General features: G+C 61.3%; 15 protein-coding genes. 9 read left to right on the top strand and 6 right to left on the bottom strand.

The genetic code is table 11. From position 1 onward, the window contains the following. Window positions 1–62 precede the first annotated feature (62 nt). The 3 genes from AC07S6_RS06415 to AC07S6_RS06405 are packed head-to-tail and all read left to right on the top strand — an operon-like array spanning window position 63 to window position 3,003. The gene (locus AC07S6_RS06415; RefSeq protein ID WP_003195240.1) at window positions 63–1,205 is read left to right on the top strand and encodes an ABC transporter ATP-binding protein; all 1,143 of its coding nucleotides are present in this window, start codon (window positions 63–65) and stop codon (window positions 1,203–1,205) included. Next, entirely contained in the window at window positions 1,202–2,122 is a 921-nt protein-coding gene (locus AC07S6_RS06410) for an ABC transporter permease subunit (RefSeq protein ID WP_057976417.1), read from the top strand. The genes AC07S6_RS06415 and AC07S6_RS06410 overlap by 4 nt, the downstream gene beginning before the upstream one ends. Further along, complete coding sequence (locus AC07S6_RS06405; protein ID WP_003195236.1) at window positions 2,119–3,003, top strand: ABC transporter permease subunit; 885 nt, start codon at window positions 2,119–2,121, stop codon at window positions 3,001–3,003. Before AC07S6_RS06410 ends, AC07S6_RS06405 begins: the two co-directional genes overlap by 4 nt. Before the next feature lie 129 nt (window positions 3,004–3,132). Here the strand turns inward: AC07S6_RS06405 and AC07S6_RS06400 are convergent, their stop codons facing one another. Next, complete coding sequence (locus AC07S6_RS06400; protein ID WP_236452484.1) at window positions 3,133–3,774, bottom strand: HD domain-containing protein; 642 nt, start codon at window positions 3,772–3,774, stop codon at window positions 3,133–3,135. A 248-nt stretch (window positions 3,775–4,022) separates the two neighbouring features. Between AC07S6_RS06400 and AC07S6_RS06395 the strand changes: the two genes are divergently transcribed. After that, entirely contained in the window at window positions 4,023–4,988 is a 966-nt protein-coding gene (locus AC07S6_RS06395; protein WP_073451841.1) for a GlxA family transcriptional regulator, read from the top strand. Between the two features lie 119 nt (window positions 4,989–5,107). On the opposite strand, the gene AC07S6_RS06390 is transcribed toward AC07S6_RS06395, so the two are convergent. Together AC07S6_RS06390 and AC07S6_RS06385 are read right to left on the bottom strand one after the other, a co-directional pair. Continuing rightward, window positions 5,108–7,462: a penicillin acylase family protein gene (locus AC07S6_RS06390; RefSeq protein WP_197882815.1), complete on the bottom strand. Its 2,355-nt coding sequence runs from the start codon at window positions 7,460–7,462 to the stop codon at window positions 5,108–5,110. Window positions 7,463–7,488: 26 nt separating this feature from the next. After that, window positions 7,489–8,064, bottom strand: coding sequence for a DUF6436 domain-containing protein (locus tag AC07S6_RS06385; protein ID WP_495111946.1), 576 nt, complete (start codon window positions 8,062–8,064; stop codon window positions 7,489–7,491). Window positions 8,065–8,162: 98 nt separating this feature from the next. Here AC07S6_RS06385 and bipL point away from each other — a divergent pair, with 98 nt between their 5' ends. Next, window positions 8,163–9,104: a phospholipase BipL gene (bipL, locus tag AC07S6_RS06380; protein WP_495111945.1), complete on the top strand. Its 942-nt coding sequence runs from the start codon at window positions 8,163–8,165 to the stop codon at window positions 9,102–9,104. Between the two features lie 86 nt (window positions 9,105–9,190). Here the strand turns inward: bipL and AC07S6_RS06375 are convergent, their stop codons facing one another. Continuing rightward, on the bottom strand, window positions 9,191–9,943 hold the full coding sequence (locus AC07S6_RS06375) for a DUF2059 domain-containing protein (protein ID WP_003195224.1): 753 nt from the start codon (window positions 9,941–9,943) through the stop codon (window positions 9,191–9,193). A 131-nt stretch (window positions 9,944–10,074) separates the two neighbouring features. Here AC07S6_RS06375 and AC07S6_RS06370 point away from each other — a divergent pair, with 131 nt between their 5' ends. Together AC07S6_RS06370 and AC07S6_RS06365 are read left to right on the top strand one after the other, a co-directional pair. Continuing rightward, entirely contained in the window at window positions 10,075–10,707 is a 633-nt protein-coding gene (locus tag AC07S6_RS06370) for a 2OG-Fe(II) oxygenase (RefSeq protein WP_003195222.1), read from the top strand. A gap of 2 nt (window positions 10,708–10,709) precedes the next feature. Continuing rightward, window positions 10,710–11,192 (top strand): 2-thiouracil desulfurase family protein, encoded by a 483-nt coding sequence (locus AC07S6_RS06365; RefSeq protein ID WP_127880382.1) that lies wholly within the window; start codon window positions 10,710–10,712, stop codon window positions 11,190–11,192. Window positions 11,193–11,240: 48 nt separating this feature from the next. On the opposite strand, the gene AC07S6_RS06360 is transcribed toward AC07S6_RS06365, so the two are convergent. After that, a complete protein-coding gene (locus AC07S6_RS06360; RefSeq protein ID WP_495111944.1) occupies window positions 11,241–11,714 on the bottom strand; it encodes a transporter substrate-binding domain-containing protein in 474 nt (157 codons plus the stop codon). Between the two features lie 134 nt (window positions 11,715–11,848). Here AC07S6_RS06360 and AC07S6_RS06355 point away from each other — a divergent pair, with 134 nt between their 5' ends. Continuing rightward, entirely contained in the window at window positions 11,849–12,289 is a 441-nt protein-coding gene (locus AC07S6_RS06355; RefSeq protein WP_034128985.1) for a DUF4399 domain-containing protein, read from the top strand. Between the two features lie 67 nt (window positions 12,290–12,356). On the opposite strand, the gene serA is transcribed toward AC07S6_RS06355, so the two are convergent. Continuing rightward, entirely contained in the window at window positions 12,357–13,586 is a 1,230-nt protein-coding gene (serA, locus tag AC07S6_RS06350; RefSeq protein WP_003195214.1) for a phosphoglycerate dehydrogenase, read from the bottom strand. Between the two features lie 205 nt (window positions 13,587–13,791). Between serA and AC07S6_RS06345 the strand changes: the two genes are divergently transcribed. Then, window positions 13,792–15,186 (top strand): FAD-binding oxidoreductase, encoded by a 1,395-nt coding sequence (locus AC07S6_RS06345; protein ID WP_005792341.1) that lies wholly within the window; start codon window positions 13,792–13,794, stop codon window positions 15,184–15,186. Window positions 15,187–15,206 lie beyond the last annotated feature (20 nt).

The raw sequence follows: 15,206 nt of genomic DNA, 5'->3' as shown, positions 1-15,206 counted from the left end.
CAAACTATCCAAGGCTGGCCCGCATTGGGCCGGCTGCACAGTTTTTTTTGGGAGTTTCGTAAATGGCAGTTGCCTCCGGCGCCTATAAGAAAGCCCTCGAGGGCGACCAGACACCGAAAAAGGTGTTGGTCAAAATCGACCGGGTCACGAAGAAGTTCGACGAGACGATTGCCGTGGACGATGTGTCCCTGGAAATCAAGAAAGGCGAGATCTTCGCCTTGCTCGGCGGTTCGGGTTCGGGCAAATCCACCTTGCTGCGCATGCTTGCAGGTTTCGAGCGCCCAACCGAAGGTCGCATCTACCTCGACGGTGTGGACATCACCGACATGCCGCCCTACGAGCGGCCGATCAACATGATGTTCCAGTCCTACGCCTTGTTCCCGCACATGACCGTGGCGCAGAACATCGCCTTCGGCCTGCAACAGGACAAGATCCCCAAGGCTGAAGTCGACGCACGCGTGGCCGAGATGCTCAAGCTGGTACAGATGAGCCAATATGCCAAGCGCAAGCCGCACCAACTGTCCGGCGGTCAACGCCAGCGCGTGGCACTGGCCCGCTCCCTGGCCAAGCGCCCGAAACTGCTGCTGCTCGATGAGCCGATGGGCGCCCTGGACAAGAAGCTGCGCTCGCAGATGCAACTGGAGTTGGTGGAAATCATCGAGCGCGTCGGCGTGACCTGCGTGATGGTGACCCACGACCAGGAAGAGGCCATGACCATGGCCGAACGCATCGCGATCATGCACCTGGGCTGGATCGCCCAGATCGGCAGCCCCATCGATATCTACGAAACGCCCACCAGCCGCCTGGTGTGCGAGTTCATTGGCAACGTCAACATTTTCGACACCCAAGTGGTGGACGACGCTGAAGGCCACGCGGTGCTCAAGTGCCCGGACCTGGACCGCGACATCTACGTGGGCTACGGCATCGCCACCTCGGTGGAAGACAAGTCGGTGACCTACGCGATTCGCCCGGAAAAGCTGCTGGTGACCACTGAAATGCCAACCTGCGAGCACAACTGGTCCAGCGGCAAGGTGCACGACATCGCCTACCTGGGCGGCCACTCGGTGTTCTACGTGGAGCTGCCGAGCGGCAAGCTGGTGCAGTCTTTCGTCGCCAACGCCGAACGCCGTGGCCAGCGCCCAACCTGGGGTGACCAGGTGTACGTGTGGTGGGAAGACGACAGCGGCGTGGTACTTCGCTCATGAACATGAAGAAATTCAAGCGGCGCTTGGATCGCATCGTGCCCAATGGCAAGCAGGTGGTCATCGGGATTCCCTTCCTCTGGCTGTTCCTGTTTTTCGCACTGCCGTTTTTCATCGTGCTGAAAATCAGCTTTGCCGAAGCCGATGTGGCGATCCCGCCCTATACCGAGATCTATACCTACGTTGAGCAAAAGCTGGAGGTGGTGCTGAACCTGGCCAACTACAGCTTGCTGGCGGGCGACGAGTTGTACATCGCCGCCTACCTGGGCTCGCTGAAGATGGCGTTTTTCAGCACGCTGCTGTGCCTGCTGATCGGCTACCCGATGGCCTACGCCATTGCCACCGCGCGCAAAGAGATGCAGACCGTGCTGGTGCTGCTGATCATGATGCCCACCTGGACCGCGATCCTGATCCGGGTGTATGCGTGGATGGGCATCCTCAGCAACAACGGCCTGCTCAATGGCTTCCTGCTGTCCATGGGCTTGATCAACGAGCCGCTGCAGATCCTCAACACCAACATCGCGGTGTACATCGGCGTGGTCTATTCGTACCTGCCGTTCATGATCCTGCCCCTGTACGCCAACCTGGTGAAGCACGACCAGAGCCTGCTGGAAGCCGCTTCGGACCTCGGTTCGAGCACCTTCAACAGCTTCTGGAAAATCACCGTGCCGCTGTCCAAGAACGGCATCATCGCCGGTTGCATGCTGGTGTTTATCCCGGTGGTGGGCGAGTTCGTGATTCCTGAACTGCTCGGCGGCCCGGAAACCCTGATGATCGGTAAGGTGTTGTGGCAAGAGTTCTTCAACAACCGTGACTGGCCGGTGGCGTCTGCCCTGGCGGTGGTGATGCTGGCGATCCTGATCGTGCCGATCATCCTGTTCAACCGCAGCCAAGCCAAAGAGCTGGAGGGCAAGATATGAAGCGCTTTCGTTTCTCCAGCTTCATGCTGGTCGCAGGCTTGTTGTTCATCTACCTGCCGATGTTGATCCTGGTGATCTACTCGTTCAACGAATCCAAGCTGGTGACAGTGTGGGGCGGTTGGTCGATCAAGTGGTACGTGGGCCTGTTGGACAACACCCAGTTGATGGGCTCGGTGGCCCGCTCCCTGGAAATCGCCTGCTACACGGCGGTGGCGGCGGTGGCGTTGGGTACCCTGGCCGCCTTCGTGCTGACGCGCATCAGCCAGTTCAAGGGCCGCACGCTGTTCGGTGGCCTGGTGACGGCACCGTTGGTGATGCCCGAAGTGATCACCGGTCTGTCGTTGTTGCTGCTGTTCGTGGCCATGGCACAGATGATCGGCTGGCCCCAGGAACGTGGCATCGTCACCATCTGGATCGCCCACACCACCTTCTGTGCGGCGTATGTGGCGGTGGTGGTGTCGGCGCGCTTGCGTGAGCTGGACCTGTCGATCGAAGAAGCGGCGATGGACTTGGGCGCACGGCCATGGAAGGTGTTCTTCCTGATCACCATCCCAATGATCGCGCCATCGCTGGCAGCGGGCGGCATGATGTCGTTCGCGCTATCGCTGGACGACCTGGTACTGGCCAGCTTCGTGTCGGGCCCTGGTTCCACCACCTTGCCAATGGAAGTGTTCTCGGCGGTGCGTCTGGGGGTTAAACCCGAGATCAACGCCGTGGCGAGCCTGATTCTGTTGGCGGTGTCGCTGGTGACCTTCCTGGTGTGGTTCTTCAGCCGTCGGGCCGAAGAGCATCGCAAGAAGGCTATTCAGCAAGCGATTGAAGAAGCCGCAGCGGATGGCTGGCAGCAGCCGGACAAGCGCCGGGCGCCAGCGCCGGTCTAACTGCTGGAACAGGGTAAAAGTGTGGGAGCTGGCTTGCCTGCGATGGCGGTGTATCAGTCACTTATAAGGTGCTGACTCACCGTCATCGCAGGCAAGCCAGCTCCCACATTTGATTGCATTTCAGGTTGATTACATCGCCCACGGCGACGTGCGGATCACCTGCACAAAATTCATCGGCTTGAACCCCGGCTCCTGGTCCACCAGCACGTCGGTCTTAACATTGCCAAACGTGGTCTGCGGGCGATGGCGCAAGCCGTCTGCGAACGCGCAGATGATGCACTCCTTGAACCCTTCACCCCGTGGATGTGCATGCACCACCGCTTCGCGCTGCGCGCTGCTGAACGCGGCGTAGTCCATGCCCAGCACATCCATCTCCACACCAGCGGTCACCAGCGCTACGGTGGGGCGCAGGTGTTTCGGCACGCCCGGCGTGGTGTGCAGGGCGATGGACAACCACACTTGTTCGATATCGTCATCGCTCAACCCATAGGGCTTGAGAAATGCGGCGGCGGCGTTGGCGCCGTCCACTTCGAAGCGCTCGTCGTCACTGCGGTGGCCCTCCACCAGGCCCAGGTCATGGAACATCGCGCCGACGTAGAGCAACTCCGGGTCGTAGGCCAATTGCTTGCGCTCACCGCTCAAGGCGCCGAACAGGAAGACCCGGCGCGAATGGTGGTAGAGCAGGTCCGATTCGACGTCGCGGATGTATTCGCTGGTGGCCCTGGCCAAGGTGCTGTCAGGGATCTGGATACCGGCTATGGTGGTGCTCATGGTGGATCTCCTCTGGAAAGATTCCAGTCTGGTCCCATGACCCTGAAGCGGCTATCGCCACAGGGAGGCGATCCCGGCCAATGTGCCGCCACATCGTGCCAAGCATGTAGGCGATCCCCTGTGGGAGCTGGCTTGCCTGCGATAGCATCACCTCGGTGTACCTGAGGTACCGAGTCGTCTGCATCGCAGGCAAGCCAGCTCCCACAGGGGGGTCGCGTTTATCCAGTTGGAAAAAGGTGTTTGTGACCATGGGCAAAACCGTCGCCATCCTGATCTTCCCCGGTGTCCAGTCGCTGGACGTGACCGGGCCGATGGATGTGTTCTGCGAGGCCAACCGCTTCCTGGCGCCCGAGGATCACTATCGGCTGGAAGTACTCGGCTTTGGCCACGGCGCCATGGCGGCCTCCAACGGTTTGTCACTGCAGGCGCACAAGCACTACAGCGAAGCCCGGCAACCCTATGACCTGTTGCTGGTCGCCGGTGGCCCGCAGTTACCCTTCGAGGATTTCGGCTTCGAGTTTGACGCTTGGCTGCGCGCGGCCGCCGCGAAGGCGCAGCGCTTCGGCTCGATCTGCAATGGCGCCTTCATGCTGGCCCGCGCAGGTCTGCTGGACGGCAAGACCGTCACTACCCATTGGAACGATGCCGCCAGCCTGGCGCGCCTGTGTCCCTCGGCCCAGGTCGAAGCCGACCGTCTCTATGTGCAGGACGGCAAGCTCTACACCTCCGCCGGGGTCACGGCAGGTATCGACCTGTCGTTGTACTTGCTGGCCCAGGATCACGGCCCGGAAGTGGCCCTGAGCGTGGCCAAGCGCCTGGTGGTGTTCACCCAGCGCTCGGGCGGGCAATCGCAGTTCAGCCCGTTCCTCACGCCCCATGCCGAAACCACCTCGGCGGTGGCGCTGGTGCAGCTGTACGTGCTGGCCAACCTGACGGGAGACTTGACCATTGCCGACCTGGCCAAGGCGGCCAATATGAGTGCGCGCAATTTCTCCCGGGTGTTTGCCCGTGAAGCGCGGATTACGCCGGCGGAATTTGTCGAGAGGGCGCGCGTGGATGCGGCGCGCGTGATGCTTGAAAGCAGCCACGCACCGCTTAAGACCGTGGCCTTTCAATGCGGCTTTCGCGACGCCCAGCACATGCGCAGTGTGTTCAACCGCCGGCTGGGCGTCACGCCGCAACAGTTCAGGCTTAACTTTGCGGCGCCGGTTTGAGCGTGCGTGATCGTTCCCACGCTCTGCGTGGTAACGCCTCTTGGGACGCTCTGCGTCCCGTTTCTAAGGGCCGACGCGGAGCGTCCATGGCTGCATTCCCACGCGGAGCGTGGGAACGATCATCGGGCGGGCAGCAGTTTCAAGGTGCCGCGGGTATTGGCTGTCACTTCCTCCTCACTGAAGTGCGCCTGCTCATACCTGCCCTCGATATAGCTCTGCGCCTGGTCGCCATAGTGCGTATCAAAGGGCACACCGCTTTGCCCCACCGGGTTGATGGTGAGGGCGTGGGCCGGGTCGGCGAAGTCGATCAGGCGCCGTGTCGACGGGCCGTAGGTCACAGGCCACGGCGCCGGGCCAATCGGGGCGGTCTGGTTGTTCGGCACTTCGTGGCTGCCCGGTGCCGGGAAGGGGCCGACGTTGAAGATTTTATCCAGCGGTTTTTGCAGGCCCAGCGGGTGGCCGTGGGTCAGGGTGTGCGCCTTGCCCCACTGCCACTGTGCCGGGTCATCGCCGAACGCAGCCTTGAGATGGGCCAGGCTGTTGTCCCAGGCGAGCTTGACGGTATCGGCCCGATTGCCGTTCCACCAGGGTGAGTCTGCCGACGCGGCCAGGCGTGGCAAGGCGGCGTCGATCACGCGGGTGCCGAGCAGGGTCTTGAACAAGGCATCGCCGAGTTTGGGGTGAAAGGTTGCGTCGCTGAGGTTGAAGAGCAACTGGTTGAACAGCGTGGCATTGGTGGAGTCCAGTGGGTAGTCACCCTTCCAGTTGGCAAGCTGTTCCACCAGTTTGAGTTGCGCCGGGTCCTTGACCACCTCGCGCAGCACCGGCAACAGCGGCGCCAGCAGGCGTGGGCCGTAGGCGGTGGTGGTGCCCAGTTGCAGGGCCTGGCTGTTGGTCACATCCCACTTCACGCTTGTGTCGCTCAACTGCGCGTTCAACTGCTGGCCGCGGTCAGCCAGGTTGTAATAACCGGGGATCGGCATGCCGGTGGGCGATGCCGGCTGGGCATTGGCGGACACCACATAGCCGCGCGGCGGGTTTTCTTCCTGGGGGTTGGCACTGAAGGGGTAGAAACCCAGCTTGTCGGCCTGGGCAGTGCTGCCGTCGAGGATGAACGCCGGGTTGGCGCCGGCCGGGCGGATCGGCAACTGCGCCGCTGCCCACCAACCGATATCGCCCTTGGCATTGGCCCACACGATGTTCAGGCCTGGCGCCGAAACCTTGGCGGCTGCGGCACGTGCCTTGGGCAGGGTGTCGGCACGGTTGAGCTGATAGAAACCATCGAGGATCGGGTTTTCACTGTCCAGGAACGCCCACCACATGGCAATCGGTGTGCTGCCGGCGTTATCACCGAGCACGTCGTTGATGATCGGGCCGTGGGGCGAGCGGCGCAGGGTGAGGGTCACCGGCGCCTGGCCCTTTACCTGGATCTGCTGCTCGCTGCTGCTCATGTCCACCCATTGGTCGTGGTACCAGACCTGGTTGGGGTTGTCCGGATTGACCTTTTCGGCGATCAGGTCGAGATCGTCATTCTGGAACATGGTCAGGCTCCAGCCGAAGTCCAGGTTGTGCCCCAGGAACGCCACCGGTACCAGCGCGTTGTGGTAGCCGTACAACTCGAAGCCTGGCGCCGACAGCTGCGCCTCGTACCAGACCGAAGGCACCGAGAAACGGATATGAGGGTCACCCGCCAGCAACGGTTTGCCGCTTTGGGTATGGCTGCCGCTGACGGCCCAGGCATTGCTGCCTTCGAACTGCGGCAGGCCGTTGTCGGCCAGGGCCTGTTCGCTCAGGGCGGCGATGGCGCCAAGGGTCTGCCAATCGCTGGCCGCCAGGTTGAGAGCGCCCTTGGGTTGCCAGTCGAGATCGAAGACGTTCAAGTAGGCGCTGCCCAGTCGGTCGCGCACATAGGTCAGTACCGGCTCGGTGCGAAAGGCTGCGGCAAAGCTGTAGGCCATGTACCCGGCGACGCTGATGCTGTCTTCGGCGGTAAACGGGCGCTTGGCGATGCCCAGCACATCGAATTCCATGGGGCTGGCGTGGCTGTCCTGATACTGGTTGATCCCGTCCAGGTAGGCTTGCAGGGCCTTGGACGAGGCTGAGCCAGGGTCCATGTGCTCCACATAGCTCAAGGCGCGCTCGCGAATGCGCAGGCTGCGAAACAGTTTGTCGGTCTCCAGCAGCTTGGGCCCCAGCACCTCGGCCAGTTCGCCACGGGCCAGGCGCCGCATGATCTCCATCTGGAACAGGCGGTCCTGGGCATGCACATAGCCCAGGGCGCGGTACAGGTCGGCTTCGTTTTCGGCGCGTATATGCGGTACGCCACGGTCGTCGTAGCGCACCGTGACCGAGCCTTGCAGGTGCGCCAGCGTCACCGTGCCCTGGCGCGTGGGTTGTTTGCTGTAGACGTACCAACCGACGCCCAGGGCGACCAGCACAATCAGCACCGCAAAAACCTGCAAGACGCGCTTCATGAACATTCCTTACCAAAGTGGACGGACTACAGATCCTTAGGCCACGAACAATAGCAGCCTACCGCGAGGGTGTGAGTGGCATTCACTTCGCGTCCGGCTCCGAGGGCCTTGAGAATTGGCTCGATAAAACTGTTGCTGGCGTTGCACGTCAGGCCTTCGCTGTAGGGGCCGAAATACGCCAGCTTGCCGGTGCGGTCCCAAATGCCCACGGCCGGGCTGGCGGGTATTTTGTCGGCGCCGGGCAGGGCATCGAGGACTTTCAGATGGCGCAGGTTCTCGGGCAACTGGCCGTGGCTGCCGGGTTTTTGCAGGGCATAGAACTCCACCCCTTGGGGCGCGTACTGCTCGATCAACTCGCCCAGGTGTTGCTGGTTACCGACATTGCACGGGCACGCCGGGTCCCAGAAGTGCACCAGGCGAATCGGGCCAGGGCCGCTGAGAGCTGCGGGTAGTTGCAGCGCATCGCCGGAAAATACCGCGGTGTGTTCGCTGAAGGCGCGCAGGTAGCGGCCCTGGAACCAGTCATAGGCCACCCACAGCACCCCGGCGCAGATAACCAGGATCAGGCTGGCGAACAGGGCGTTACGGTAGGGCGGTCGCATTGGATGTATCCTCGCAGGTCGCGTAGCTTGCCATGCTTGTCCTGACAGATGAATATCGCAGCTCGATATTCATCTTCACCGCAAGTCTGGAAACCTTTATGCCCGTCACCTTTGACCCTGATCATCTGCGCGAAAGCTTGCGCCCCCTGGTGGATGCGCAACCGCTGTCAGCCGAGGCGAGGGTTTACCAGCGTTTCTACGGGCTCGACCTGGCCGCACGCCAGGTGCCGGCGGTGAGCCGCCTGGGGCGCTTGGAGGTGGATGGGTTCGAGGTGGTGGCCCAGGTCTGGTGGCCGCCAGCGCCAGTGGCGACGATGTTCCTGTTCCACGGTTTCTACGATCACATGGGGCTGTATCGCCATGTGGTGGATTGGGCGTTGGACCAGGGCTTCGTGGTGATCGCCTGCGACCTGCCTGGCCATGGCTTGTCCAGCGGCGCACGCGCCAGCATTGATGACTTTGCGGTGTACCAGAGCGTAGTGCAGGCGTTATTCGTCGAGGCCAAGGCGCTGCAATTGCCGCAACCCTGGCACCTGTTCGGGCAAAGCACCGGCGGCGCCATCGTGGTGGACCACCTGCTCAACCACGGCGCCCAGAGTCCGGCCCAGGGCAAGACTTTCCTGCTGTCGCCTTTGGTGCGGCCGCGTGCCTGGGGTTGGTCGCAGGTCAGCTATTACCTGCTGCGCCCGTTCGTCAAAGGCATCGCCCGGCGTTTCAGCGATAACTCCAACGACCCTGCGTTCAAGCCGTTCCTGGAAGCCGACCCGCTACAGCCTCGCCAGCTGCCTACCGCCTGGGTGGGGTCGCTGGCGCGCTGGATCAAACGCATCGAAGCCGCACCACGCAGCCCCCGGCGCCCGGTGATCGTGCAGGGTGAGGAAGATATGACGGTGGACTGGCAGCACAATTTGCAGGTGTTGCGGGGTAAGTTCGACCGGCCTGAGGTGTTGATGCTCAAGCGGGGTCGGCATCACTTGGCCAATGAAATTCCGCAGATTCGCGAAGCATATTTTAACTTCCTCACGGATCACCTGAAATAACGCAGTCCAAATGTGGGAGCTGGCTTGCCTGCGATAGCGGTGTCACTGACACAGCGCAATCGCAGGCAAGCCAGCTCCGACAGGGTTTACTGCGTCAGGCTTGAGGTGCTTTGACCAACGGCAAGCCCTGCGCGAATGGCTGCAAGGGCGGCCTGATAATACGCCTTGCCCTCCGGCGACTCGGCAAAGGTGGCGAACTCTTCCAGCTCCGGGTCGGACAAATCCCGATAGACATACAGCAAGGTATTGTTCAAATCCTTGTCGATCTGCTGCATCAACCGCTCGCGCTGGCCATTCAACATTCCTTGCGCCTGGCCACCGCCGAGCAGGCCGGGGATCATCTGGCTCAAGCTGTCGGCCGCCACGCCTGCAATCGCCAGGCTGACCTCGGCACCGGCCTCGCGGGCGGGCAGGGCCTGGGCCAGGTGGCCGATGATCAGGCTGCGGGTGGCATCGGCTTCGAGTTTGGGCAGGCCCTGTGCGTTTTTCGCCAGTTGATCGCGGCGCGTGGCCAGCAACTCAGCGGCGACGATCTTGCGGCCCAGGGGCGACTGGAAAAACGCCAGGGCAGGTTTCGGGTCGGGCAAGTGCTTGCGCAGTTGCGCCTCGGCACGCTGGTCCATGGCCTGGGCGGCAAAGCGTTTATTGCTGTTGTCCACCAGCGCCTGGTACACCACCGGCGGCAGGCTATTGCGGTAGCGCTGCTGGGCGGCACTGAGGGCGTCATTGAAGTGCGCACGTTGTTCGGCCCAGCCGGCGACCTTGTACAACTGGTCATGGCCGTCTGCCCAGGCGGGCAAAACGCAGAACATCAACACAGAAAAAAACAAACGACGCATAAGGACTCCTGTCAGTCGGCCACTATTGTCCGTGTCGGGCGTAGGATTTGTCGAGAAGTCCTATCGGTCACCTGACTAAAGTGCATTCAGACGCTCAACGGCGCTGTCGGATTTTCAGGCGTATGGATACTATGCGCGCCATGCAAATACCCCTCGATCACCCGCTGCTGCAACGCATCGTCGACGACTTGGCCGAAAAAGGCTGGTCGCAGCAAAATGGCTTCCTGCCCCAGGCTCTGACCCTGGAGCTGGCGGCTGAGTGCCGTAAACGTGCGGCGCAGGGTGAACTGGCGCCCGCAGCGGTAGGGCGTGGGCCGGCCCAGGAGATTCGCGAAGGCATTCGCGGCGACCATATCCAGTGGTTGGAGGAGGGGGACGCGCCTATCTGCGACACCTACATGGGCGTGATGGACGGCCTGCGCCTGGCGATGAATCGCAGCCTGTTCCTGGGCCTGGAAGATTTCGAAAGCCACTTCGCGATGTACCCGCCGGGAGCGTTTTACCTCAAGCATGTAGACCGTTTTCGCGACGATGACCGGCGCATGGTCTCGGCGGTGATCTACTTGAACGACGCCTGGCTGCCCGAGCATGGCGGCCAACTGCGCATGTACCTCAAGGGCGGTGTCGAATACGACGTGGTGCCCACCGGGGGCTGCCTGGTGGTATTCCTGTCGGGCGAGGTGCCTCACGAAGTCCTGCCCGCTACGCGCGAACGCCTGTCCTTGACGGGCTGGTTTCGCCGGCGGGGCAACGAGCCGTTTTAAACATGGAAAAGATTCTGGTCAGCCGCTGCCTGCTCGGGCACAAGGTGCGCTACGACGGCGGGGCCAGCGGCCCATTCGACCCACTGGCAGCGTGGCAAGCTGAAGGCCGCGTGGTTGCCATCTGCCCGGAAGTGGCGGGCGGCTTGCCCACACCGCGGCCATCGGCCGAAATCCCAGGCGGGCAGGGCATCGACGTGTGGGAAGGCCGCGCCCAGGTGCTGACGGCCGAGGGCGAAGACTTCACCAGCGCCTTTCTCGACGGTGCCCGCCAAGCCTTGGCGCTGGTGCAACGCCATCACATCCGCATCGCCATTCTCAAGGCCAACAGCCCATCCTGCGGCAATCTGTTGACCTATGACGGCACCTTCAGCGGGGTGAAGGTCAGTGGCGAAGGCGTCACGGCGGCGCTGCTCAAGCGCCATGGTGTGCAGGTGTTCAGTGAGTTGCAGTTGCCTGAGGCGGCGGCGGCCCTCACGCAGCTTTAAGAAGCTTAAACAGATCAAATGTGGGAGCTGGCTTGCCAGCTCCCACATTTATTGCACCTTGAGCCATTTCTGCGCCAGCGCCTTCAACCGGCCATCGTCCTTAACCCGCTTCAACGCGCCGTTCAAACTGGTCTTGAACGCCGGGTTGCCCTTCTGGAACGGGATCGCCAATGCCGGCTTCTGGTGGTAAGGCTCACTGAAATCGAAACGATCCTCAAGCTCGGCAGTCATAGCCATATGGTTAATGGCCACGTCGTACTTGCCGGTTTCCACACCGGACAGCAGGTCCGCGTTATCGGTGGTAATAAACGAGGAGCGCACCTCCATCTCCTTGGCCAGCAGTTCACCCAGCTCCACTTCAAAGCCTGCGAGTTTGTCGCCCTCTTTGAAATTGTACGGCGGGGTGTCGGCTTCCAGGGCGATGCGCAGTTCACCGCGATCGTTTACGTCGTCAATCAGTTCGGCATGAGCCAAGGGGCTCAGAAGAGGAAGCAACAGCAACAGGCCAGGCGAAAAGCGCATGGTCACTCCTAAAGAATTCGTACAGGCGAGGCGCCGTTCAGCAACGTTTTGTTATGGTGTCGGGTGCCTTGGACCGCAATTTATCGCGAAGTTGTCATAACCCTACAGATTTCACCGAAAAACTGGAGAAGCGAATGAAAGCCCTTTTGTCCCGTGCAACGATTGCCAGCCTTTTGCTGGGTACCTCGATGTTGGCCAGTGCCGCAGACCTTCCTCGTACGCCTGCGCCTGAAGGTGCCGAAGTGTTCATCGTCTCGCCGAAAGATGGCGCCACCGTTGATAAAACCTTCACCGTCAAATTCGGCGTCAAGAAGCTGGACCTGGAACCGATCGACAAGCAAGTGCCTAACGCCGGGCACCACCATCTGTTGGTAGACCAGAAGGTGGAGTCGCTCAACGCCAATGAGGCGATCCCGGCCACGCCTACCTCGATTCACTTCGGCAAGGCGCAGACCGAAACCGAGCTGACCCTGACGCCAGGCAAGCACACCCTGCAACTGGTGGCCGGCGACAACGTGCATCGCCAGTTCGAACCCACAGTCGCCTCGAAAGTGATCACCGTTAACGTCAAATAAGCGTTATTCGGGCAAAAAAATGGGAGACCCCTGCGGGTCTCCCATTTTTTATCCAGCGCTTGAAGCCTTAGAACAACACGCGGCTACGAATAGTGCCGTTGATGTGCTGCAGCTTCTCTTGCGCCAGGTCCGAGTACTCGGCGTCGACGTCGATCACCACGTAGCCGACCTTCTCGTTGGTCTGCAGGAACTGACCGGAGATGTTGATGCCGTTTTCCGCGAAGACCTTGTTGATCTCCATCATCACGCCAGGGATGTTCTGGTGGATGTGCAGCAGGCGGTGCTTGCCCGGGTGAGCCGGCAGGGCCACTTCCGGGAAGTTGACCGACGATACCGAGGTACCGTTGTCGCTGTACTTGACCAGTTTTTCCGAGACTTCCAGGCCGATGTTGGCTTGGGCTTCAGCGGTGGAGCCGCCGATGTGCGGGGTCAGGATCACGTTGTCCAGGCCACGCAGCGGGCTTTCGAAGATGTCATCGTTGGAGCGCGGCTCCACCGGGAACACGTCGATGGCAGCGCCGATCAGGTGCTTGTCCTTGATCGCGTCGGCCAGGGCGTCCAGCTCGACCACGGTGCCGCGAGCGGCGTTGATCAGGATCCCGCCTTTCTTGATCGCGCGGATTTCCTTCTCACCGATCATCCACTGGGTCTCGGCCGTTTCCGGAACGTGCAGGGTGACGATGTCGGACATGCCCAGCAGCTCGGTCAGGCTGGCCACTTGGGTGGCGTTGCCCAATGGCAGCTTGGTCAGGGTGTCGTAGAAGAACACCTGCATGCCCAGGCCTTCAGCCAACACCGACAGTTGCGTGCCGATCGAGCCGTAGCCGACGATACCCAGCTTCTTGCCGCGGATTTCGAAGGAGTTGGCCGCGCTCTTGATCCAGCCGCCACGGTGGCAGGAAGCGTTCTTCTCAGGGATACCGCGCAGCAGCAGGATGGCCTCGGCCAGCACCAGCTCCGCTACGGAACGGGTGTTGGAGTACGGTGCATTGAACACCGCGATGCCGCGCTCGCGCGCTGCATTGAGGTCGACCTGGTTGGTGCCGATGCAGAAACAGCCGACAGCCACGAGTTTCTTGGCGTGGTCGAAGATCTCTTCGGTCAGCTGAGTGCGGGAGCGAATGCCGATAAAGTGCGCGTCGGCGATCTTTTCCTTGAGCTGGGCTTCCGGCAGAGAACTGGTGATGTACTCAATGCTGGTGTACCCGGCGGCTTTCAGAACGTCGACAGCCGATGGGTGGACGCCTTCCAGAAGAAGGAACTTGATCTTGCTCTTATCGAGAGAAGTCTTGCTCATCTGCGTAAACCTGTATCCCGGAGAAAATTGGCAGGGAGTCGAGCAGCGCAAGCTGACCCGGACGGCAGGAAAGCCGTCACCGCAGAAACGCCCTTTGGGTCTGTCCTGCGGGGGCGGTATGCTAGCATACGCACCCCGCTAAACACCTATTCCTGCGACGTGAAGCGTTCTCAGGATGACCATGAATTGTTCGAGAGTTCTGTCGATGACCCATCCTGCCCTGATTGATGAGCTAAAGACCCTGGTTGAGCCCGGCAAAGTGCTGACCGACGCCGACTCCCTGGAGGCTTACGGCAAGGATTGGACCAAGCACTTCGCTCCCGCACCTAGCGCCATCGTGTTCCCCAAGACCACCGAGCAGGTGCAGGCCATCGTGCGGTGGGCCAATGAGCACAAGGTGGCGCTGGTGCCATCGGGCGGGCGCACCGGTCTGTCGGCCGCTGCCGTTGCCGCCAATGGCGAAGTGGTGGTGTCTTTCGACTATATGAACCAGATCCTCGACGTGAACCTCACCGACCGCACCGCCGTGTGCCAGCCGGGTGTGGTCACCAAGCAACTGCAGAACGTCGCTGAAGAAAACGGCCTGTATTATCCGGTGGACTTCGCCTCGTCCGGTTCCAGCCAGATTGGCGGCAATATCGGCACCAATGCCGGCGGGATCAAGGTAATTCGCTACGGTATGACCCGCAACTGGGTGGCCGGCATGAAGGTCGTCACCGGCAAAGGCGATGTGCTGGAGCTGAACCGCGACCTGATCAAAAACGCCACCGGCTACGACATGCGCCAGCTGTTTATCGGCGCCGAGGGCACCCTGGGCTTTGTGGTCGAAGCCACCATGCGCCTGGACCGTGCGCCAAAGAACCTCACGGCAATGGTGCTCGGCACGACTGATTTCGACTCGATCATGCCGGTGCTGCACGCTTTCCAGAGCAAGCTGGACCTGACCGCCTTCGAATTCTTCTCCGACAAGGCCCTGGCCAAAGTCCTTGGCCGTGGCGACGTGCCGGCGCCGTTCGAAACCGAGTGCCCGTTCTACGCGTTGCTGGAATTTGAAGCCACCACCGAAGAAGTCGCCAACCACGCTCTGGAAACTTTCGAACATTGCGTGGAGCAGGGCTGGGTGCTGGATGGCGTGATGAGCCAGAGCGAAACCCAACTGCACAACCTGTGGAAACTGCGCGAGTACATCTCCGAAACCATTTCCCACTGGACGCCGTACAAGAACGACATCTCGGTGACCGTGTCGAAAGTGCCAGCGTTCCTGAGCGAAATTGACGCGATCGTCGGTGAACACTACCCGGACTTCGAAATCGTCTGGTTTGGCCATATCGGTGACGGCAACCTGCACCTGAACATCCTCAAGCCGGAAAACCTGAGCAAGGATGAGTTTTTCGCCAAGTGCGCCACCGTTAACAAGTGGGTATTCGAGACCGTCGCCAAGTACAACGGCTCGATCTCCGCCGAGCACGGCGTGGGCATGACCAAGCGCGATTACCTGACCTACAGCCGTTCACCGGTTGAAATCGAATACATGAAGGCCGTCAAAGCCGTGTTCGACCCTAACGGGATCATGAACCCCGGCAAGATCTTCGCTGTTTAATCGCACCTGAAGGAGTCGTT

The sequence above is a fragment of the Pseudomonas sp. GW821-FHT07B01 genome, from assembly GCF_059419065.1.
Note: the sequence above shows the minus strand (reverse complement) of the source record. Positions and strands in the feature narration are given on the sequence as shown.

What these genes read in the sequence shown, in the direction of transcription:
- AC07S6_RS06415 (WP_003195240.1), top strand. Translation starts at nt 63, where the DNA reads ATGGCAGTTGCCTCCGGCGCCTATAAGAAAGCCCTCGAGGGCGACCAG.
- AC07S6_RS06410 (WP_057976417.1), top strand. Translation starts at nt 1,202, where the DNA reads ATGAACATGAAGAAATTCAAGCGGCGCTTGGATCGCATCGTGCCCAAT.
- AC07S6_RS06405 (WP_003195236.1), top strand. Translation starts at nt 2,119, where the DNA reads ATGAAGCGCTTTCGTTTCTCCAGCTTCATGCTGGTCGCAGGCTTGTTG.
- AC07S6_RS06400 (WP_236452484.1), bottom strand. Translation starts at nt 3,774, where the DNA reads ATGAGCACCACCATAGCCGGTATCCAGATCCCTGACAGCACCTTGGCC.
- AC07S6_RS06395 (WP_073451841.1), top strand. Translation starts at nt 4,023, where the DNA reads ATGGGCAAAACCGTCGCCATCCTGATCTTCCCCGGTGTCCAGTCGCTG.
- AC07S6_RS06390 (WP_197882815.1), bottom strand. Translation starts at nt 7,462, where the DNA reads ATGAAGCGCGTCTTGCAGGTTTTTGCGGTGCTGATTGTGCTGGTCGCC.
- AC07S6_RS06385 (WP_495111946.1), bottom strand. Translation starts at nt 8,064, where the DNA reads ATGCGACCGCCCTACCGTAACGCCCTGTTCGCCAGCCTGATCCTGGTT.
- bipL (WP_495111945.1), top strand. Translation starts at nt 8,163, where the DNA reads ATGCCCGTCACCTTTGACCCTGATCATCTGCGCGAAAGCTTGCGCCCC.
- AC07S6_RS06375 (WP_003195224.1), bottom strand. Translation starts at nt 9,943, where the DNA reads ATGCGTCGTTTGTTTTTTTCTGTGTTGATGTTCTGCGTTTTGCCCGCC.
- AC07S6_RS06370 (WP_003195222.1), top strand. Translation starts at nt 10,075, where the DNA reads ATGCGCGCCATGCAAATACCCCTCGATCACCCGCTGCTGCAACGCATC.
- AC07S6_RS06365 (WP_127880382.1), top strand. Translation starts at nt 10,710, where the DNA reads ATGGAAAAGATTCTGGTCAGCCGCTGCCTGCTCGGGCACAAGGTGCGC.
- AC07S6_RS06360 (WP_495111944.1), bottom strand. Translation starts at nt 11,714, where the DNA reads ATGCGCTTTTCGCCTGGCCTGTTGCTGTTGCTTCCTCTTCTGAGCCCC.
- AC07S6_RS06355 (WP_034128985.1), top strand. Translation starts at nt 11,849, where the DNA reads ATGAAAGCCCTTTTGTCCCGTGCAACGATTGCCAGCCTTTTGCTGGGT.
- serA (WP_003195214.1), bottom strand. Translation starts at nt 13,586, where the DNA reads ATGAGCAAGACTTCTCTCGATAAGAGCAAGATCAAGTTCCTTCTTCTG.
- AC07S6_RS06345 (WP_005792341.1), top strand. Translation starts at nt 13,792, where the DNA reads ATGACCCATCCTGCCCTGATTGATGAGCTAAAGACCCTGGTTGAGCCC.